This window comes from Sideroxyarcus sp. TK5, assembly GCF_054601595.1.
Genome location: NZ_BAAHSJ010000004.1, coordinates 201,298 through 221,485, shown reverse-complemented (window position 1 = coordinate 221,485; position 20,188 = coordinate 201,298). Strand labels below are relative to the sequence as shown.

Below are 20,188 nucleotides of genomic sequence, written 5' to 3'. Positions count from 1 at the left end.
TTCCCCCCTCCCCTGTCAAAGACACTGCACAAGGCACATCTTGAATCCCCAGTCACTTGTTTTGGCTTCGACTTCTATATATAGGAGTCAGTTACTGTCAGTCCTGCAGATCCCTTTTCTGACCGACGCTCCAAATATCGATGAGACCCCGCTCCCGAACGAGGATGCACGGCAAACTTCATGGCGATTATCCCGCCTGAAAGCGGAAGCCGTCACGGCACGACACCCGGATGCCCTGATCATAGGCTCGGACCAGGTCGCCCTGTTGGACGGCGAGCAACTCGGAAAACCGATGACCCACGACAATGCGGTACGCCAGCTGCGCGCCATGCGCGGCAAAACTGTAAGCTTCTTCACCGCGTTGAGCCTGCTCAATGCCCGCACGGGCGACATGCAGACCGAAGTGGCCGAGACACATGTCACTTTTCGCCAGCTCAGCGACCAGCAGATCGAGGACTATCTGCTGAAGGAACAGCCTTACCATTGCGCGGGCAGCGCCAAGTCCGAGGGATTGGGAATCGCACTGATCCAGCGCATCGAAGGGAGCGACCCCAATTCACTGATCGGCCTGCCTTTGATAGCCTTGGTCGATATGCTTCAAAAACAAGGAATTAAAGTAATTTAGTGATTTTGGCGAGAATTTATCATTGCGGCCACTTACGCTTTCTGATATTAAAGCGCGCTTGAAAAATTCAGCTCAACTTGGAGATACACGTAATGCCAGTGCAAGCGAATAAGAACACCGCCCCGTATAAACCCAAAAAGGGCGAGGCATATATGAACGCAAAACAGCTTGAGCATTTCCGCTCTGTGCTGGCCGGTTTGAAACTCGAACTGAGCCAGGATATAGACCGTACCGTGCATACCATGCAGGACGAGGCTACCGTATTCGCCGACCCGAACGACCGCGCGACGCAGGAATCCGACATGAGCCTGGAATTGCGCAACCGCGACCGCGAACGCAAGTTGATCAAGAACATCGACAAGATGCTCGGCCGTATCGATTCCGGAGACTATGGCTATTGCGATAATTGCGGCATCGAGATCGGTCTGAGCCGCCTGGAGGCCCGCCCGACCGCAACCCTTTGCATCGACTGCAAGACGTTGGACGAGATCCGGGAAAAGCAGGTAGCCAAGTAATTCCGGCCACAGATGAAAGACCGGCATGAATAGCCGGTCTTTTTATTTACAGGCCGCTCAGCACCTTGATGTGTGCTGCGACACTTCGCCCCAAGGCATGCAACTCGTAGCCCCCCTCGAGTACCGACACGATGCGCGCCTGCGCATGATGCTCGGCGATATGTTTGATCTGCTCGGTCACCCAGATATAGTCGGCCTCCACCAAACCGATGGACGACATATCATCATCACGATGCGCATCGAAGCCTGCGGAGATGAACACCATCTCCGGCTTGAACGCCTCCAGCGCAGGCAACCATCTTTCCGTCACCGCATTCCGGAAGACCGACCCGTCCGCCCCGGCCGCCAATGGCACATTCACGATATGCGGTTTGCGGGTCTCGGCTCCGATATACGGGTAGAACGGGTGCTGAAAGGTGGAACACAGCATGACCTGCGGCTCGTCACTGAAGATATCTTCGGTACCGTTGCCGTGGTGGACGTCGAAGTCCACGATGGCGACACGTGACAAGCCATGCGCCGCCAGCGCATGGGCCGCCCCGACCGCGACATTGTTGAAAATGCAGAATCCCATTGCCCTGCCCCTTTCGGCATGGTGCCCGGGTGGGCGCACATTACAGAACGCGTTCTCTACTTTTCCGCCCATCACCAGATCGACCGCCATCACCGCCGCGCCGGCTGCACGCAATGCCGCCGGATAGGTGTAAGGATTCATGAAGGTGTCACCATCCAGTGAGATCATGCCCTCAGCAGGTGCCGCTTTTTCGATATGGTCGATATATGACGCATTGTGAACACGCAGCAATTGTTCGCGTGTGACATCCGGTGCATCGTGATGCTGGAGATAGCTATACAAGCCAGAAGCGATCAACTGATCTTCTATGGCATGCAAACGCGCCGGACATTCCGGATGATGCGCACCCATATCATGCTTAAGGCACAAAGGATGACTGATAAATGCGGTCTGCACTGCGATCTCCGGTGGTGTTTGACTGCTATGATAGCGCTCGCGAGAAATACCTCCAACCTACCACGACTTCCATCATGAGCCAGCATTACCTCAACCCATTGTTCGCCCCAAAATCAGTAGCCGTGATCGGCGCCAGCGAGCGCCCCGATTCGGTCGGCCAGATCGTATTCCAGAACATGCTGGAAGGCGGATTCAAGGGAGATCTGTATCCGGTCAACGCCAAGAGCGAGCAGATCCAGGGACAGCGCGCCTACCCGTCCATTGCCAGTATCGGCAAACCGGTGGATCTGGTGGTGATCGCCACCCCGCCCCAGACCGTGCCAGCCATCATTGAAGAGTGTGGCATCCACGGCGTCAAGGCTGCTGTCATCATCACTGCCGGTTTCGGCGAGACTGGCCATGAAGGTGCCGCCCTCGAGAAACAACTGCTCGAGAATGCCCAGCGTTACGGCATCCGCCTGATCGGACCGAACTGTCTGGGCATCATGCGCCCCTCACTCGGCTTGAACGCCACCTTCAACAAGGGCGCCGCCAACACCGGCAACATCGCCTTCATCTCCCAGTCCGGTGCGCTGTGTACCGCCATCTTGGACTGGGCACAAAGCAACGACGTCGGGTTTTCCAGCGTCGTATCCATGGGCTCATCGACCGATGTCGACTTCGGCGAGATCTTGGATTTCCTGGTATCGGATGCAAAGACCCAGAGCATCCTGATGTACATCGAAGGTATCCGCAACGCGCGCACCTTCATGAGCGCGTTGCGTGCCGCCGCGCGCATCAAACCGGTGATCCTGGTCAAGGTCGGGCGCCATGCCGCCGGCTCCAAGGCGGCGATGTCGCATACCGCCTCACTGGTCGGCGCGGACGATGTGTTCGATGCGGCGGTGAGCCGCGTCGGTGTGGTTCGCGTGCAGACGGTCACGCAGCTGTTCACGGCAGCACGCGCACTTTCCTGCGGCTTCAAGCCGGTGGGCAACCGATTGGCCATCGTCACCAATGGCGGCGGCCCCGGCGTGATGGCGACCGACCGTGCGGTCGATCTCGGTCTCAACATCGCTGAACTTTCCGACAGCACCATCGAATATCTCAACCAGCATCTACCCTCTAACTGGCCGCACAGCAACCCGGTGGACATCATCGGCGATGCCCAGGCCGACCGCTATCACCATGCGGTGAAAGCCTGCCTGGAAGACGACAACGTGGACGGCGTACTGGCCATCCTCACGCCACAAGCGATGACCAAGCCGCTGGAATCTGCCGAAGCACTGATCGAGCTGGGCAATACCCACAGCAAACCGCTGCTGACCTGCTGGATGGGCGAAGTGCAAGTCGCCGAGTCACGTCAGGCGTTCACCAAAGCACACCGTCCGCACTTCCGCACACCGGAACCGGCAGTCGAAGTGTTCTCGCACCTGTCTGCCTATTACCGCAACCAGAAACTGCTGATGCAGATGCCGGGCCCATTTTCACACCATATCGAACCGGATGTGGAAAGCGCGCGCCTGATCATCGAAGGCGCGATGCAGGAACATCGCAAGGTACTGAGCGAGATGGAATCCAAGGCTCTGCTGTCCGCCTTCAACATCCCGGTCGCGCGTACCATGGTCGCCCACACCGGCAACGAGGCCCTGCTCATCGCACAGCAACTGGGCTATCCGGTGGCGATGAAGATCAACTCGCCGGACATCTCGCACAAGAGCGATGCAGGCGGCGTAATGCTCAACCTGCGCAACGCGCATGAGGTACGTGCGGCCTACCAGCACATCATCGACAACGTGAAGCTGAACCGTCCGAATGCCACCGTGGATGGAATCTCCATCGAGCCGATGATCGTCAAACCTAACGGGCGCGAACTGATGATCGGAGTGACCAGCGACCCCGTGTTCGGTCCGGTCATCACCTTCGGCGCGGGCGGCACAGCAGTCGAGATCATGGGCGACCGCGCCGTCGCCCTGCCACCACTCAACCGTTTCCTAGTCAAAGAATTGATCAAGGAGACGCGCATCTCAAAGATGCTGGGTGCCTTCCGCAACTTGCAACCGGCCAACATCGATGCACTGGAAGATGTACTGTTGCGCGTCTCCGAGATGGTGTGCGAGCTGCCGCTGCTCAAAGAAATGGATATCAATCCGCTGATCCTGGACGAGCACGGCGCGCTCGCCGCCGACGCCCGTGTGGTCGTGGAATACCGCCAACCCGGGTCGGACCGCTACGCGCACATGGCGATCTACCCCTACCCCACCCATCTGGTGAGCCAATGGCAATTGGCCGACGGGACAGACATCGTGATCCGTCCGATACGTCCGGAAGATGCCGAACTGGTGAAACGTTTCGTGCATGACCTCTCGGAAGAATCGAAATACTTCCGCTTCATGAACAGCGTGCAGGAGCTGACTGAAGAGATGCTCGCACGCCTGACGCAGATCGATTACAGCCGCGAGATGGCGCTGGTGGCGGTCACCGTTGACGACGAAGAGACCGAGCTGGGGGTGGCACGTTACTCCATCAATCCGGATGGCGAGACCTGCGAGTTCGCACTGGTCGTCGCAGACAAGGTGACTGGCAAAGGTTTGGGACAGAAACTGATGGTGTCATTGATGGAGGCGGCACGCTCCATCGGTTTAGCCACCATCGAAGGTGAAGTACTCAGCCATAACCACAACATGCTCAAACTGATGTCCCGCATGGGCTTCACAGCCAAGCCGAGCAGCGAAGATCCCGGCATCATGAAGGTCAGCAAGGCTCTATAACTGAGTCTGCTTGCCGGCTGGTTGTTGTGCTTCCAGCCATGACAGCCACGCATCTATCCCGTCCCCGCTGACCGCAGAGAGGCGGATGATGCGGATATCAGGATTGACGCGGCGCGCATACGATTCGGCTAGTTCCACATCAAAACTGAGATAGGGCAACAGGTCGCACTTGTTAAGCAGCATCAGATCGGCTGCGCGGAACATGTCGGGATACTTGAGCGGCTTGTCCTCACCTTCGGTCACCGACAGCACGACCACCTTGGCGAATTCCCCCAGATCGAAACCAGCCGGGCATACCAGATTGCCGACGTTCTCGATGAACAGCATGCCCCCTGCTGGCAACTGTATCTCGGGCAAGGCTCGCTCCACCATCTGCGCATCCAGATGACAACCTTTGCCGGTATTGATCTGGACGGCAGGCACGCCGGTCGCACGTATACGGTCCGCATCCTGCTCCGTCTGCTGGTCTCCTTCGATCACCGCCAGAGGATATCTGCCCTGCAGCGCCTGCAATGTGCGCACCAGCAAGGTGGTCTTGCCCGAACCGGGACTGGACACCAGGTTCAGCGCGAGGATGCCCAGCTGCTCGAACATTTCACGATTAGCCTGTGCGTGCCGGTCGTTCTTGTGCAGGATATCCTGCTCCAGCTTCACGATGCGCTGCGTATCTTCGGCGACATTGGCTTCGACACGATGCAATCTGAAGTTGACCGGTGCCTTCGGTTTGTTCAAAGACTTTCTGCCGCGTATCAGCACTTCATCCGAACCACATCCGCATGTCAGACACATCACTCCACCTCCAGCTCTTTCACGCGCATCGCATCGCCGGCGACCAGTTGCATACCGTAATTGCCGCATTGCGGGCACGCGTCATAGACATTCTCGATCTCCGCCTCATGACCGCATTTCCGGCACAGCCCCCGGCCCGGCGTGTCGATGATCTCCAGTCGCGCGCCTTCCGCGACACTGCCCTGCATCGCGGCGCCGAAACAGAAACGCATCGCCTCCTGTTCCACGCATGACAAGCGTCCGATCTCCAGCCACACCGTCTTCACATGGCGGAAACCCTGATCCAATGATGCCTGCTCGATGATCTCGCGCACATTCTGCGCCAATGACATCTCATGCATCGACGCACCCTGCAGCTTCTACGTTGCGCTCCAGCCATGAATGAAGAAAGGTAATGGCCTGCTGCAGATTATCTGCCGCCTCCGGACTCAGAGCGTCCCCCAGCTCAAAACCATATCCGCGGATACCCAGCACAAAACATTGCGGGAGCGGCTCGGCATAGACTTGCTTGAAGGTATGCAACAACGCGGCAGGAGATTGCGCATGGCTGGAATAGCTATGATCGTGTGCCGGTGCCAGAACAGAAAAATGGAAAGGCGGTTCGCACGAGACGTCGGCATCCACGAACACCACCTGCTGCCGCCCGCGCAGATCGGCCGCATGTTCTACTTGCAGTTGAAAGTCTTCCAGGCATTCGACCGCACCGGAAATGTTTTTCTGAATCTGCCGCAGCAGCAAGGGCCCAAGCGCATCATCCCCGCGCGATTCATTGCCGACCGCAAAGAGCAGAATGGGGGCGACCATCACAGCTGCGCAACACAGAATCCATTAGAGCCGCGTGACAACATATCGACCCGCTTCCCTTCGGCATCCAGCAACTCCACCTCCAGCGGCATCTTGCCCAAGGCATGCGTCGCGCAGGAGAGGCAGGGATCGAACGCGCGGATCGCGACCTCGATATGATTTAGCAAACCTTCGGTCAGCTTCCTGCCGTCGATATACTGGCGCGCCACCTGACGGATGGATTCGTTCATCGCCTGATTGTTATGCGTCGTGGAGACGATCAGGTTGCAGCGCACGATCTGGTCGTTCTCATCCACACGGTAATGATGGATCAAGGTCCCGCGCGGCGCTTCGATCACCCCGACACCGCGCTCCTGGCGCTGGCCGATGTTGACCAGATCCGCCCCTTGCAGGTCGGGATCGTGCAGGATGTCGCGGATCAATTCGGCCGCATGCAACATCTCTATCATGCGCGCCCAGTGGAAACCCAGCGTCGCTTTGGCAGCCTTGCCATTCTCGAAGGCCATGAATGACTTGCGTTGCGCTTCGGCCAGCGGTGTGGAGATGAAGTCGCACTGCGTCACGCGCGACAGTGGCCCAACGCGGTACCAACCCTGCTCCGGCCCCAAGCGGCGCAGGAAGGGGAACTTCATATAGGACCATGGCTTCACATCCTCGAGGATCTCGTCCCAGTAATGGCTGGTATCAAAATGATCGAAGATCGTCTCGCCATCCATCGCTCGTGCGCGCAAGCCGCCGTCATAAAGCTCCAGCGCGCCATCTGCGCGCACCGTGTTGAGCGTATGCGCATCGAAGCTGCCGAAGCTGCTGTACATCGCCAGGTCCTGCTCGAACAGATTGCGCACGATGCCGATAGCCGCCTCACTCCACGCCACCATCTGGTCGACATCCTTCAGCAGATAGTCGCGCTCCTCGATACTGACATTCTTGTTCACTCCGCCCGGGATCGAGCCTGTGCCATGGATGCGCTTGCCCGCCGTGATACGGATCACCTCCTGACCGAACTTGCGCAACAGCACGCCCTGTTTGGCGATCTCGGGATAGGCGGCGGCGATGCCGACGATGTTGCGTTTGGCCACATCGGAACCGAAGCCGAACAACAGATCGGGCGAACACAGGTGGAAGAAATGCAAAGCGTGCGACTGCAGGATCTGGCCGTAATGCATCAAACGACGCACTTTCTCCGCCGTCGGCGTCAGCGTCGACCCCACCACCCTGTCCATCGCCTTGCTGGCAGCCAGATGGTGGCTCACCGGACAGATGCCGCACAGCCGCTGCACCATCACGGAAGCTTCCCAGAAAGGGCGGCCCTGGATGAATTTCTCGAACCCCCGGAACTCGACGATATGTAACCGCACCTGATGCACGCGGTCGTTCTCATCCAGCAGCAATGTCACCTTGCCATGCCCCTCGACACTGGTCACCGGGTCGATAGCGACGCGACGAAGCTTCTCAGGCGAAACGGCATTTTCCAGCTTGTCAGTCATATAGCCCCGAAAGGACGGTTCATCGATGTTGCAATGATGGCGCAGAGCGGCCAGACAAGCAAACACGATGAGTATGCGATCGAATTATTTCGATGACATGTACATGTATGCGTACATTCATGCTTGAGAAATGGAAAAGGCTTCCATCACTGGAAGCCTTTAGTGTTGGTGCGCCCGAAGAGATTCGAACTCCTGACCCCTTGGTTCGTAGCCAAGTACTCTATCCAGCTGAGCTACGGGCGCGCTGTGTTGCGTGATACTGCAGATTGCCAGTCTGGAACCGATTCTGATGGTGCGCCCGAAGAGATTCGAACTCCTGACCCCTTGGTTCGTAGCCAAGTACTCTATCCAGCTGAGCTACGGGCGCATCAAAACGACTACAGTTACCTTGGCGGAGAAGGAGGGATTCGAACCCTCGATACAAGTTTATGCTCGTATGCACCCTTAGCAGGGGTGTGCCTTCGACCACTCGGCCACTTCTCCGAAGGGCGCGAATACTAATGCAATCGCACCACTACGTCAAACTATCATGCTTCTTCCTGATCGAGATCGAAAGCTTTGTGCAGAACCCGTACCGCGAGCTCAAGATATTTCTCGTCTATGACCACGGAGATCTTGATCTCCGAGGTCGAGATCATCTGGATGTTGATGCCTTCTTCGGCCAAAGTGCGGAACATCTTGCTGGCGATGCCCACATGCGAACGCATGCCGACACCGACCACTGACACCTTGGCGGTCTTGCTGTCACCCACGACGTCACGCGCGCCGATGTGCGGCTGCACCTTGCTCTTCAGCAATTCCATCGTCTTGCTGAACTCGTTGCGATGCACGGTGAATGAGAAGTCTGTGGAACCGTCCACACCGACGTTCTGGATGATCATATCCACGTCGATGTTCGCGTCACTGACCGGCCCCAGCACCTGATAGGCGATACCCGGCTTGTCGGGGACGCCGAGCACGGTGATCTTGGCTTCGTCACGGTTGAATGCGATACCTGAGATGATGGCCTGTTCCATTTTGTCGTTTTCCTCGAATGTGATGAGCGTACCCTCTCCTTCCTCCTGGAAGCTGGAAAGTACGCGCAGTTTGACTTTGTATTTGCCGGCGAATTCGACCGAGCGGATCTGCAGCACCTTGGAACCCAGGCTCGCCATCTCCAGCATCTCTTCGAAGGTGATGCTCTTCAGGCGGCGCGCTTCCGGCACCAGACGCGGATCGGTGGTGTAGACACCATCGACGTCGGTATAGATCTGGCATTCGTCAGCACCCAAAGCGGCTGCGATCGCCACGCCTGTAGTATCCGAACCGCCCCGCCCCAGCGTTGTGATGTTGCCGTCTTCGTCCATACCCTGGAAACCCGCCACGACGACGACCTTGCCTGCATCCAGATCGTTACGGATGTTCTCCTCGTCGATACTGACGATGCGCGCCTTGGTGAAAGCGCTGTTGGTGAGGATCTTGACCTGGGCACCGGTATAGCTCTTGGCTTTCAGTCCGGCATCGATCAACGCCATGGAGAGCAGACCGATGGTGACCTGCTCGCCGGTGGAGATCACCACATCCAGCTCGCGCGGATCAGGATGCTTCTGGATCTCGTGCGCCAAAGCGATCAGGCGATTGGTCTCACCGCTCATGGCCGAGACCACGACCACGACCTGATGCCCTTGTGCCCGGTATTTAGCCACACGTTGTGCGACGTTCTTGATGCGCTCCGGACTGCCCATCGAAGTACCGCCGTATTTCTGAACTATCAGTGCCACAATATCGCCCGCATTGGATTTTTGGTGGCGCGCATTCTACCCGAGTTACAGGGAAAATACGATGTCTACTCTGCTACACTGAAGAGCAAAAGGCCCCCATAAATCATGACCAGAATCGCCCCGCGCACCTACTCTGAAGACACCGCCCGGCGGCTGGCAGAGGCAGGCCTCCCTGCCTTGCTGGCACGCATTTATGCCGCGCGCGGCGTCGAGCGGCCGGAGCAACTGGCGACCAACCTGAACAGGCTGCTGCCCTTCAACCGTCTGAAGCAGGTGGAGACCATGGCATGTGCATTGGCCGACGCCATCGCCGCCGGCAAGCACCTGTTGATCGTGGCTGATTACGATGCCGATGGCGCGACCGCCTGTGCCGTCGGTATGCGCGGCTTGGCTGCACTGGGTGCCAGAGTCGACTTCATCGTCCCTAACCGTTTCGAATACGGATATGGCCTGACGCCGGAGATAGTCCGCCTCGCAGCGGCAAGCAAACCGGACATCCTGCTCACAGTGGATAACGGCATCGCCAGCGTGGATGGCGTGGCGGAAGCACACCGACTCGGGATGCAGGTATTGGTGACCGACCATCACCTGCCCGGCGACACCTTGCCGGATGCAGAAAGCATCGTGAATCCGAACCAACCCGGTTGCGACTTCCCCAGCAAGAACCTGGCAGGCGTAGGGGTGATGTTCTATGTATTGATGGCACTGCGCGCAGAAATGCGTGCACGGGGCGCTTTCGGCGATAAGCCGGAACCCAACCTCGGCAACCTGCTCGACCTCGTCGCACTCGGCACGGTGGCGGACGTGGTGAAGCTGGACGACAACAACCGCATCTTGGTACATCAGGGTCTGCAGCGCATCCGTACCGGGCGCGCCTGCCCCGGCATCATGGCACTGTTGCGCATCGCTCGCCGGCCGGCCTCGCTGGCGTCCTCGTATGAGCTGGGTTTCATCGTGGGGCCGCGCCTGAATGCGGCGGGACGACTGGAAGACATGGGTCTCGGCATCCGCTGCCTGCTGACCGATGACGCCAACGAAGCCAGCGAGATCGCGGCCAAACTGGACGCACTCAATCAGGAACGGCGCAGCATCGAGGCCGACATGCAGGATACGGCACTGGCGACACTGGACACCTTAGACCCGACGGAAAGCTATACGCTCGCGTTGTTCAACGATGAATGGCATCAGGGCGTGATCGGCATCCTCGCTTCGCGCCTGAAAGACAAGTTCCATCGGCCGGTGATCGCTTTCGCCCGCGCACAGAGCGGAGAGCTGAAAGGTTCCGGACGCAGCATCCCCGGACTGCATCTGCGCGATGCGCTCGACCTCGTTTCCAAACGCCAGCCGGATCTGATCCTCAAGTTCGGCGGCCATGCCATGGCGGCGGGCCTGAGCATCCAGGAGGATGCGCTGGAGGACTTCCGCATCGCGTTCGAAGCCGTCGCGCAAGAGATGCTCGATAGTGAGGCATTGGTGCGCAGCATCGCCACCGACGGCACACTGGCCCCTGCAGAATATTCCCTGCGCACGGCGCGCGACCTGCAGGCACAAGTCTGGGGGCAAGGGTTTCCGGAACCGTTGTTCGAGGGGGAGTTCCGCGTGCAGACGCAGCGTATCGTGGGCGAGAAACATCTGAAGTTGAAGCTCTCCTCGCCGGCCGGCAGTTTCGATGCCATCCGCTTCTTCCATGCCGATCCCGCACCGGACACCGTACATGCCGTGTACAGCCTTGGCATCAATGAATACAATGATTCCGAGACACTGCAACTGATCGTGCGCCACTGGTAAGGAGAAGGGACGATGGAATTCGCTTTCCTGCAGAACAACGGCATCGAGTTGCTGCCGAAATTCCTCACCAGCATCGCCATCGGTCTGCTGATCGGACTGGAACGCGAACGCAACCCCTCTGCCAAGGCCGGATTGCGCACCTTCGCGCTGGTCTCGCTGCTCGGCACCTTGATGGGCATGCTGGCAGATCATCTGGAAACATCCTGGCTGGTGGTCGCGGGTTTGGCCGCCGTCGCGCTGACCATCATCGCCGCCTACCTCGGCGATGAACCCGACAAGCCGGACGCCGACCCCGGCACGACGACCGTGATCGCGCTGCTGTTATGCTATGCGTTGGGTGTGATGATCTGGCTGGACATGTCCAAGCTGGCAGTGATGCTGGCCATCGGCATCACCGCCCTGCTCTATTTCAAGCCGGAGTTGCGCGGCTTCTCGCAGCGCCTGACGCGGCGCGATCTGGTGGCCGTACTGCAGTTCTCCGTGCTCACCTTCATCGTGCTGCCCATCCTGCCCGACCAGAACTATGGCCCTTACCATGCATTCAATCCGCATCAGGCTTGGCTGATGGTGGTGCTCATCTCCGGCTTGAGTCTGGCCGGCTATACCGCGTTGCATCTGGTCGGCACACGCTATGGCGCGCCCTTGCTGGGTTTCTTCGGCGGCCTGGTTTCCAGCACCGCCACCACCCTGATCTACTCGAAACATGGCAAATCCAGCCCGGCGCTCGCCAATCTGGCCGCGCTGGTGATCGTGATCGCCAGCATGGTGGTACTGCTGCGCTTGCTGGTCGTGAGTTCCATCCTGGCTTTCGGGGCCTTGCCCGGTCTCGTTCCGGTCTATGCGGGCGGACTGATCGCCGGACTGATCGCCTCCGTCTACGCCTGGAAACAGACCAGCAAGGGACAGGAACTGCTGGTGCCAGAGACATCGAACCCGGCAGAGTTGCATACTGCCATCGGATTCGGTTTGCTCTATGTGGTGGTGCTGGTCGGCTCGGCATGGATGTCCGACCTGGCTGGTAGCCATGGCCTGTATGCCGTCGCACTGATATCAGGATTGACCGACGTGGATGCCATCGCCCTCTCCAGCCTGCGGCTGTTCAATCTGGGACAGCTCAGCGAACAGCAGACCGTGACGGCCATCGCCATCGCCTTCCTCTCCAACATCGCGTTCAAGTTCGGTATGGTCGTTTTCATCGCCGGCCCTGCACTGGCTCGCCAGGTCGCCATCGGCTTCGGTGCCATCGCCTGCGGCGTCCTGATCGGCTTGTTTGCGCTATAATCGCCGCCCTTTCAAGCAGCGACAGACAGAACCGAACATGGAAGCCGAACAACTCAACGCCCTCACCGCCAAACTGCAGGATCTGCGCGCCCGCAACCTCGAACTACGGAGGTATCTTTGACTTCGACGGCAAGCAGGAACGCCTCGCCGAAGTCGCCGCACTAGCCGAAGACCCTGCCATCTGGCAGGACGCCAAGCGCGCCCAGGATCTGGGCAAGGAGCGCAAGATGCTGGAAGGCATCGTGCTCAATCTGCAAAAGATCGCTCAGTCGGTCGAAGACAACAGCGAACTGATGGAAATGGCGCTGGCCGAGAACGACGACGAAAGTCTGATGAGCATCGCCAGCGATGTCGAGCAGATCGAGAAGCTGGTCGCAGATCTTGAGTTCCGCCGCATGTTCTCAGGCGAACTGGACTCTGCCAACTGCTTCCTCGATATCCAGGCCGGTTCCGGCGGCACCGAGGCGCAGGACTGGGGCTCCATGCTGTTGCGCATGTATATCCGCTACGCCGAACGCAAAGGTTTTACCGTCGAAGTGCTGGAACAATCGGACGGTGAAGTCGCAGGCATCAAAGGCGCATCGCTCAAGATCAGCGGCGATTACGCCTATGGTCATCTGCGCACCGAGACCGGCGTGCATCGTCTGGTGCGCAAGTCACCGTTCGATTCCGGCAACCGTCGCCACACCTCGTTCTCCAGCGTGTTCGTCTATCCCGAAGTGGATGACTCCATCGAGGTCGACATCAACCCCGCCGACCTGCGCATCGATACCTACCGCGCGTCCGGTGCGGGTGGACAGCACATCAACAAGACCGACTCGGCAGTGCGTATCACCCACATCCCCACCGGCATCGTGGTGCAGTGCCAGAACGACCGCTCGCAACACAAGAACCGCGCCGAAGCGATGTCCATGCTGAAGTCGCGCATGTATGAGGAAGAGCTGCGCAAGCGCAACGCCGAGAAACAGGCGCTGGAGGACACCAAGTCCGACATCGGCTGGGGTCACCAGATCCGCTCCTACGTGCTCGACCAGTCGCGCATCAAGGACCTGCGCACCAACTTTGAAGTGGGCAACACCCAGGCCGTGCTCGACGGCGACCTCGACGATTTCATCGCAGCCAGCTTGAAGCAAGGCGTTTAATTCAGGAACACATCATGACTACCGAACAAAATATTCCCCAAGTCGACGAGAACCAGATCATTGCCGAACGCCGCAGCAAGCTGAAGGCGCTGCGCGAACAGGGCATCGCCTTTCCCAATGACTTTGACCGCAAGAATCTGGCTGCCGACTTGCACGCTGCTTTCGGCGAGAAATCCAACGATGAGCTGGAAGCCGAACTAATCCCGGTCGCCGTCGCCGGCCGCATGATGTTGAAGCGCGTGATGGGCAAGGCCAGTTTCGCCACGATTCAGGATGTGAGCGGCCGTATGCAGTTGTTCATCAGCAACGACATCATCGGCGAAGATGCGCATGCCGTGTTCAAGCATTACGATCTGGGCGACATCCTTGGCGCGACCGGTGTGCTGTTCAAGACCAAGACCGGCGAACTGTCGGTACGCGTCACCGAGGTGCGCCTGCTGACCAAGGCTTTGCGTCCGCTGCCGGAAAAGTTCCATGGCCTGACCGACCAGGAGCAGAAGTACCGCCAGCGCTATGTCGACCTGATCACCAACGAACAGACACGCAAGACATTCCTGATCCGCTCGCGGATCATCCAGGCGATCCGTGAGTTCTTCGCACGCCATGACTATCTCGAAGTGGAGACACCGATGCTGCATCCCATCCCTGGCGGCGCGTCGGCAAAGCCTTTCGTCACCCACCACAACGCGCTGGACATGGAGATGTATCTGCGCATCGCTCCCGAACTGTACCTGAAGCGGCTGGTGGTCGGCGGCTTCGAGAAGGTGTTCGAGATCAACCGCAATTTCCGCAACGAGGGGCTGTCGACGCGTCACAACCCCGAGTTCACCATGATCGAGTTCTACGAAGCCTATCGAGATTACAAATATCTGATGGACTTTACCGAGCGCCTGTTCGCCGAAGTGGCGCTCAAAGTGCTGGGTACGACCGTCATCAGCTATCAGGGCAAGGAGCTGGATCTGGGCAAGCCGTTCCATCGTCTGACCATGGTGCAGGCGATCCAGAAATACCACCCGCAATTCACCGACGAGCAATTGAACAGCCGGGATTTCCTGGTCAACGAACTGCAAGACCTGAAAGCCAAATACAAGCCCGAGGACGGCGTCGGCGGTCTGCAATTGTCGCTGTTCGAGGAACTCTCCGAGCATCTGTTGTTCGAGCCGACCTTCATCGTCGATTATCCGGTCGAGGTATCACCGCTGGCGCGCGCCTCGGACAAGGCACCCGGCATCACCGAACGCTTCGAATTGTTCATCGTCGGTCGCGAGATCGCCAACGGTTTCTCGGAATTGAATGATCCGGAAGACCAGGAAGCTCGCTTCGATGCACAGGTGGCTGCCAAGGAAGCGGGCGACGAAGAGGCGATGTTCAAGGATGCCGATTACATCCGCGCCCTGGAGCATGGCCTGCCGCCGACCGCAGGCGAAGGCATAGGCATCGACCGTCTGGTGATGCTGCTGACCGACGCCGCCAGCATCCGCGACGTGATCCTGTTCCCGCACATGCGCCCGGAGTGAACGGACTGCCATGCCGGCCAGCGAAAGCACCCGCCTGCTAGAACGTTACCCGCTGTTACGCGAACTGGCACCGGCGCGTTTCTCGGAGCTGTTCGACCAGACTACGGTGATGCGTCTGCCGGCAGGCACGGTGATATTCGACGAGAACCAGCCCTGTCAGGGCTTCCCGCTGCTGCTCTCCGGCAGCGTACGCGTCATCAAGTCCTCTGCCAACGGGCGTGAACTGCAGCTCTACCGCGTAGGGGAAGGCGAGAGCTGCATCCTCACCAGCAGTTGCCTGCTCGGCCACAGCAACTATCGCGCACGCGGCATCGTCGAGCAGGATGTGGAGATGATCGTCTTGCCTCCCGCCTCGTTCCGCACCCTGATGGCGGATTGCCAGCCGTTCCGCGACTACATCTTCAGTCTGTTCGCGGAACGCCTCACGGACCTGATGGAGCTGGTCTCTGCGGTGGCTTTCCAGAAGCTGGATCAAAGATTGGCCACCCTCCTGCTTTCACGTCCGAGTCCGCTGCATCTGACGCATCAGGTCGTGGCCGATGAACTGGGCAGTGCACGCGAGATGGTCAGCCGCCTGCTGAAGGGATTCGCGGATCAGGGCTGGGTCAAACTGGGAAGGGAGCAGATCGAGGTTATCGATCGGCGTGCTCTGGAGCGTCTGGCGGCCAACTGATCATTTCGCCTTCAAGGCGAAAACCATCATCGAGCGCAGTTTGGCCGGACGCACCGGCTTGTGCAGCAAGTGCATGCCCTTGTCGGCCACGAGTTTCAACACCTCAGGCGAGGTGTCGCCACTGACAAGAATGAAGGCCGGCTGTTGTTTTCCTTGCAGGATGATGCGTTCCGCCAGCTCGACGCCCGTGCCATCCGGCAAGCGGAAATCGCAGATCACCAACTCGAACGGAGACTGCCGGAACAGCCGGTCGGCCTCGGCCAGACTCTCAGCCGTCGCCACGCTGCATCCCCATGCCTCGACCAGCCCTGCAGTCCCGTTGCGCACGAGTTCGTCATCGTCCACCACCAGCACACGCCGGTCCGTGAGCGAACCTTCGCTGTCTGCCGATGGTTTCGTAGCAACAGGACTTCCCTGTGCCAGGAGGTCTTTCAATTCGGGAACGCGCGGCACATCCAGGGCGAAGATCGAACCCCGCCCCGGGGTCGAGCATAGATACAAGGGATGATTCAGCAACTTTGCCGAACGCTGGACGATGGGCAGGCCCAGCCCCAAACCTTTGCTCCTGTCGCGAGCAGTGTTCTCCAGTTGCACGAATTCCCTGAAGATATTCTCCTGCTCCTCCACGGGGATGCCGGGACCATTGTCACGCACCTCGAAACGCAATCTGTCGCCGCGCTTGCGACAAGCCAGCAACACGCAACCATGTTCCTGCGTATAGCGGATGGCGTTGCCCAGCAGGTTCATCAGGATGCGCTCGAGCAGGATGGGATCGCTTCTCACGCGCCAATTGCAGGTGTGTATGCGCAACTTAATGGATTTCGCTCTGGCTGAAGGCTCATAAGCTTCGGACAACCGCCGCAGCAATGTGGCGATCTTAATCTCTTGCACTTGCGGCACGATGACGCCCGCATCCAGCTTCGAGATATCCAGCAACGAGTCCAGCAACCCCGACATCGCAGTCACGGATTCTTCCACCTTTTCCACGATCTTGCGTTGTTCCGGTGTATCGAGTCGATTCTGCAGCTCCCCCATGAACAGGCCCAGCGCATGCATGGGTTGGCGCAGGTCATGACTGGCCGCCGCCAGGAAGCGCGTCTTGTCGAAATTGGCTTTCTCCGCCTGTTCCTTCTGACTGCGCAAGGCGGTCGTCGCCTCCTCGATACGCTGCTTCAACTGGTTCCGCTCTTGCTGCAATTGCGACGCCATCTCATTGATACCCTGAGCCAGCTCGTGCAGTTCGAGCACCTGCATCTCGCCGATGCGCGTGGATAATCGCCCTTCCCCCAGATCGCGCACCGCAGTGCGCATACCCATGATGGGCAGCGTGATCCTGCGTGCCACCCGCATCGCCACCAATACTGCAAGCAGCAGCACCAACGCGGTAAGGATCAGGTTCATCGCCACCATCCGCACCTTTTCGCTATTGAGTCTGCTTTTCCCCAGCACCAGGAAGACACCTCCCAGCGAGGCACCCTTGTTCTCAGAAAAAACCCCTTCAGTATCGTCCAGCGACAATTGGGTGGTCACGATGGCGTGATAAACGGCCAGCGTACGTTTTCCCTCGCGCAGCGTCTGGCCGGATCGCCAATCGGGAGGAGTGATCGTCAGATCGGTCACCCCGCTTGCGCTTGCCAACACCTTGCCTTCGGCATCGAGGATGAAGACTGCCAACACGTCCTGCTGCGCGAGTGTGACTTCTGCCTGTTGTTGCAGTAATACTCGGTTCCCTGAGAACGCCGCGTACTCGCTGGAAGATGCCAGCTGGCGAGCGATCAGGCTCGCCCTGTCCTTCAGCGCCTGATCCAGGTCGGCGATCCGCGCCACGATGAACGAGGTTTCCAGCAATGCTGCCAGGATCAATATTGGGATCAGTGCGACGGCCATCGTCTGTCGCTCGATTCCGAACTTCTTCATGGTCTCTCCCCGATCTCTGCGCGCAGTCGTTCTGCACTTTTTATCGCCAACCCGAGTGAACGGGCGACTTGTGTGTTCACAGCCACTTCGAATTCCTGAGGGTACTGATAGTCGGGCAGTTTCCTGGTCCTGGCAAATTGTGCGACAACCCGGGCAGCCTGGTTGGCGATCTGCGACGGCGTACTATACACAGCACACAAGGCCCCGGCTCGTACATAGTTTTGCGACAAACCGATCATCGGCACCTGCTGCCGGTAGGTCTCCAGCAATATGTTGCGAATGGTATCCGAACGATAGATCTCCGCGTCGGGCAGAACCAGCAGGACATCGCTTTCGGCCAGCAATGCGGCGAGGCTGCCTGCAAGCCTGTCCGGTGTCGGCACCGACTGGATATGCAGACTGAATCCAGAAGCTGATGCCAGCTGCCTGGTTGTCGCAAGTTCTGGCGTCTCGCCCGAGATCAACACACCCACCGACCGAGTCCCGGGCAAAGCCGCACGGAGCAGGGAAAAACGGCGCGCCAAGGGCTGATCAAGGTAGATGCCAGATGCTCCCTGGAGGCTCTTTCGTGTGGATTTTTCCAGTCCGGCCCGGCTGACCATCACGTGTAACACCGGGATAGCGGAACCACTGTGGTCGTCTGCCGCCTTGGCACCGATCGCCACGATCAGTTCAGCCTGCTTGTCGGCTCGGGCTGGCAATACCACCACATCATCTCTGGATTCGAGCGCATCTCGCAGCGCCGCTTCAAAAGCGAGATACGCCCCGCGTTCCTCGCCCAGTGCCAGCGCGACCTTGAGCGGTGCTGCCAGTATCGGATGGGAACAGAGAGCTCCACACAGTAATAGCAGCGAGCGGATCAGGACGATCCGCTCGCTGCATCTGGGATGCAGGCTTCTAGTAACGGAAAGTGGCGACCAGATAGGCACGTCGGTCCAGGGTAGGTCTACCTTGTTGAGGGATGCTGGAATATTCCGTGTGCGTGTCACGGAACAGATTCTGCACCACCAAGGATACCTCTCCTCCACCGACTTCATCCCGCTTGCCGAATGCGCGGGTTATTTTCATATCGACTCTGTGCATCGGACTCTGTGTGTACTGGGCATCCAGTACCCGGACCTCATCCTGAAAATAGTATCCGGCACTCAGCAGCAGGCCAGCTGAGAGCCTGTGATCGAGCAGAAGGCTACCACTGTTCACAGGTACGATCTTGGGACATCCGCTCAACAAGTCGTTATATGCAGCTTTTATGTTGGGATGCCAAAGATTGGTTGGCAATCCGTCCGACGTGCAACTCGCCTGTTGCCGGGCATAGTTGAACGTAAGCGAGCCGAATTCGTTCCAGCGGTATTTCAGCGTGCTCTCCCACCCCCTGAAATCCAGCTGATACATATTCTTGAAGCTGTTATATACCGCAGAATTAATGATCACCGGATCCACGAAGATCAACTTGCTGAGGTGATCGGCATAGATGCGCGTATCGATCGTCAAGCCGATATCCGGGAAAAGCCCCATATAACCGATCTCGCGAGAATGCATCTTTTCCGGAAGCACCCCTCCCTGCGCCCAGACTGGATGATCCGCGATGAGGCCCGTGTTGCCATATTCCTCGACAGTTGCTGCGCTGCGGTAAGCCAGCGAAGTGCCGAAGCGCAGCGTCTGATTCGGCAAAAAGTGATAATTGAGCGACAAGCGCGGGGAAGCATTGCTATGGCCCATCGCATCGTCTTCCCACATCGTACCGGCGTTCACGACAGCTGCATCCCCTATGCGCAATTCATCATGGGCAAACACACGCTTCTGGGTCAGCGCTGGCGCAGGGACCACGAACATTAGCGGAGAATCCACCTTCTCTGAACGAATTCCAGCACCCCAAACCAGCCTGTTATCGGGATGCCACTGGCTGCTGTGCTGCACTTCGATGTCGTGGCGATCCGTGTTGAAGCGCTCGGGAATGTGTGTCTGGATATCATCATACCGCCAGTAGGTGTGCTGATAATTGACACGCAACTCTGCAGCAGACTCCAGCGCACGCGTCCAGGTCAATTGCTGGTAATCGTATCCGGACTGCGTGTCGCGGAACGGACTGGTCGCACGCCCAACCACGCCTTCGCCTCGAGTCGCCTCGCTATAGCCGAGTTGGATATCGAAACTATCATTTGCATTGGGA

Annotated in this window: 17 protein-coding genes and 3 tRNA genes; 8 read left to right on the top strand and 12 right to left on the bottom strand. The window is 58.6% G+C overall.

The genetic code is table 11. The annotated features are described in order from the left end of the window. Window positions 1-40: 40 nt before the first annotated feature. Both ACYPYQ_RS09060 and dksA read left to right on the top strand, forming a co-directional pair. Window positions 41-625, top strand: coding sequence for a Maf family protein (locus ACYPYQ_RS09060; RefSeq protein WP_459723238.1), 585 nt, complete (start codon window positions 41-43; stop codon window positions 623-625). Window positions 626-717: 92 nt separating this feature from the next. Next, a complete protein-coding gene (gene dksA, locus ACYPYQ_RS09055; protein ID WP_459723236.1) occupies window positions 718-1,140 on the top strand; it encodes an RNA polymerase-binding protein DksA in 423 nt (140 codons plus the stop codon). A gap of 46 nt (window positions 1,141-1,186) precedes the next feature. Here dksA and ACYPYQ_RS09050 read toward each other — a convergent pair whose 3' ends face one another. Further along, window positions 1,187-2,110 carry a histone deacetylase family protein gene (locus tag ACYPYQ_RS09050; protein WP_459723233.1) on the bottom strand — a complete coding sequence of 308 codons (924 nt, stop codon included), beginning with the start codon at window positions 2,108-2,110 and terminating at the stop codon, window positions 1,187-1,189. Between the two features lie 74 nt (window positions 2,111-2,184). Between ACYPYQ_RS09050 and ACYPYQ_RS09045 the strand changes: the two genes are divergently transcribed. Continuing rightward, window positions 2,185-4,860, top strand: a complete 2,676-nt coding sequence (locus tag ACYPYQ_RS09045) for a bifunctional acetate--CoA ligase family protein/GNAT family N-acetyltransferase (RefSeq protein ID WP_459723230.1) — start codon at window positions 2,185-2,187, stop codon at window positions 4,858-4,860. Here ACYPYQ_RS09045 and hypB read toward each other — a convergent pair. From hypB to ACYPYQ_RS09005, 8 genes are all read right to left on the bottom strand, one after another. Beyond that, entirely contained in the window at window positions 4,855-5,649 is a 795-nt protein-coding gene (hypB, locus tag ACYPYQ_RS09040) for a hydrogenase nickel incorporation protein HypB (RefSeq protein WP_459723227.1), read from the bottom strand. The two genes, ACYPYQ_RS09045 and hypB, sit on opposite strands and share 6 nt — an antisense overlap. Next, window positions 5,649-5,990 carry a hydrogenase maturation nickel metallochaperone HypA gene (hypA, locus tag ACYPYQ_RS09035; protein ID WP_459723225.1) on the bottom strand — a complete coding sequence of 114 codons (342 nt, stop codon included), beginning with the start codon at window positions 5,988-5,990 and terminating at the stop codon, window positions 5,649-5,651. The genes hypB and hypA overlap by 1 nt, the downstream gene beginning before the upstream one ends. Continuing rightward, window positions 5,983-6,453: a hydrogenase maturation protease gene (locus ACYPYQ_RS09030; protein ID WP_459723223.1), complete on the bottom strand. Its 471-nt coding sequence runs from the start codon at window positions 6,451-6,453 to the stop codon at window positions 5,983-5,985. Before ACYPYQ_RS09030 ends, hypA begins: the two co-directional genes overlap by 8 nt. Then, window positions 6,453-7,940: a Ni/Fe hydrogenase subunit alpha gene (locus tag ACYPYQ_RS09025; protein ID WP_459723221.1), complete on the bottom strand. Its 1,488-nt coding sequence runs from the start codon at window positions 7,938-7,940 to the stop codon at window positions 6,453-6,455. The genes ACYPYQ_RS09030 and ACYPYQ_RS09025 overlap by 1 nt, the downstream gene beginning before the upstream one ends. A gap of 166 nt (window positions 7,941-8,106) precedes the next feature. Further along, window positions 8,107-8,183 (bottom strand) — tRNA-Arg (locus ACYPYQ_RS09020). Window positions 8,184-8,230: 47 nt separating this feature from the next. Then, window positions 8,231-8,307, bottom strand: a tRNA-Arg gene (locus tag ACYPYQ_RS09015). A gap of 22 nt (window positions 8,308-8,329) precedes the next feature. Further along, window positions 8,330-8,423: transfer RNA gene (locus ACYPYQ_RS09010), tRNA-Ser, on the bottom strand. 44 nt (window positions 8,424-8,467) lie between these two features. Next, a complete protein-coding gene (locus ACYPYQ_RS09005; protein ID WP_459723219.1) occupies window positions 8,468-9,700 on the bottom strand; it encodes an aspartate kinase in 1,233 nt (410 codons plus the stop codon). Between the two features lie 105 nt (window positions 9,701-9,805). Between ACYPYQ_RS09005 and recJ the strand changes: the two genes are divergently transcribed. The 5 genes from recJ to ACYPYQ_RS08980 all read left to right on the top strand — a co-directional run bounded on the left by recJ (window position 9,806) and on the right by ACYPYQ_RS08980 (window position 16,101). Next, entirely contained in the window at window positions 9,806-11,488 is a 1,683-nt protein-coding gene (gene recJ / locus ACYPYQ_RS09000) for a single-stranded-DNA-specific exonuclease RecJ (RefSeq protein ID WP_459723216.1), read from the top strand. A 12-nt stretch (window positions 11,489-11,500) separates the two neighbouring features. Then, window positions 11,501-12,769 carry an MgtC/SapB family protein gene (locus ACYPYQ_RS08995; RefSeq protein ID WP_459723213.1) on the top strand — a complete coding sequence of 423 codons (1,269 nt, stop codon included), beginning with the start codon at window positions 11,501-11,503 and terminating at the stop codon, window positions 12,767-12,769. 37 nt (window positions 12,770-12,806) lie between these two features. Next, a protein-coding gene (gene prfB, locus ACYPYQ_RS08990; protein WP_459723209.1) for a peptide chain release factor 2 occupies window positions 12,807-13,911 on the top strand; the annotation gives its coding sequence in 2 pieces (ribosomal slippage) (window positions 12,807-12,887 and window positions 12,889-13,911; 1,104 coding nt in all). Between the two features lie 14 nt (window positions 13,912-13,925). Then, entirely contained in the window at window positions 13,926-15,428 is a 1,503-nt protein-coding gene (gene lysS / locus ACYPYQ_RS08985; RefSeq protein ID WP_459723205.1) for a lysine--tRNA ligase, read from the top strand. Between the two features lie 10 nt (window positions 15,429-15,438). Then, window positions 15,439-16,101 carry a Crp/Fnr family transcriptional regulator gene (locus ACYPYQ_RS08980; RefSeq protein WP_459723202.1) on the top strand — a complete coding sequence of 221 codons (663 nt, stop codon included), beginning with the start codon at window positions 15,439-15,441 and terminating at the stop codon, window positions 16,099-16,101. On the opposite strand, the gene ACYPYQ_RS08975 is transcribed toward ACYPYQ_RS08980, so the two are convergent. The 3 genes from ACYPYQ_RS08975 to ACYPYQ_RS08965 are packed head-to-tail and all read right to left on the bottom strand — an operon-like array spanning window position 16,102 to window position 20,163. Then, window positions 16,102-18,018, bottom strand: coding sequence for an ATP-binding response regulator (locus ACYPYQ_RS08975; RefSeq protein WP_459723199.1), 1,917 nt, complete (start codon window positions 18,016-18,018; stop codon window positions 16,102-16,104). It abuts the gene before it with no gap. Continuing rightward, window positions 18,015-18,947 (bottom strand): ABC transporter substrate-binding protein, encoded by a 933-nt coding sequence (locus tag ACYPYQ_RS08970; RefSeq protein WP_459723196.1) that lies wholly within the window; start codon window positions 18,945-18,947, stop codon window positions 18,015-18,017. The genes ACYPYQ_RS08975 and ACYPYQ_RS08970 overlap by 4 nt, the downstream gene beginning before the upstream one ends. Further along, window positions 18,916-20,163, bottom strand: a complete 1,248-nt coding sequence (locus tag ACYPYQ_RS08965) for a TonB-dependent receptor plug domain-containing protein (RefSeq protein ID WP_459723444.1) — start codon at window positions 20,161-20,163, stop codon at window positions 18,916-18,918. Before ACYPYQ_RS08965 ends, ACYPYQ_RS08970 begins: the two co-directional genes overlap by 32 nt. Between the last annotated feature and the right edge of the window lie 25 nt (window positions 20,164-20,188).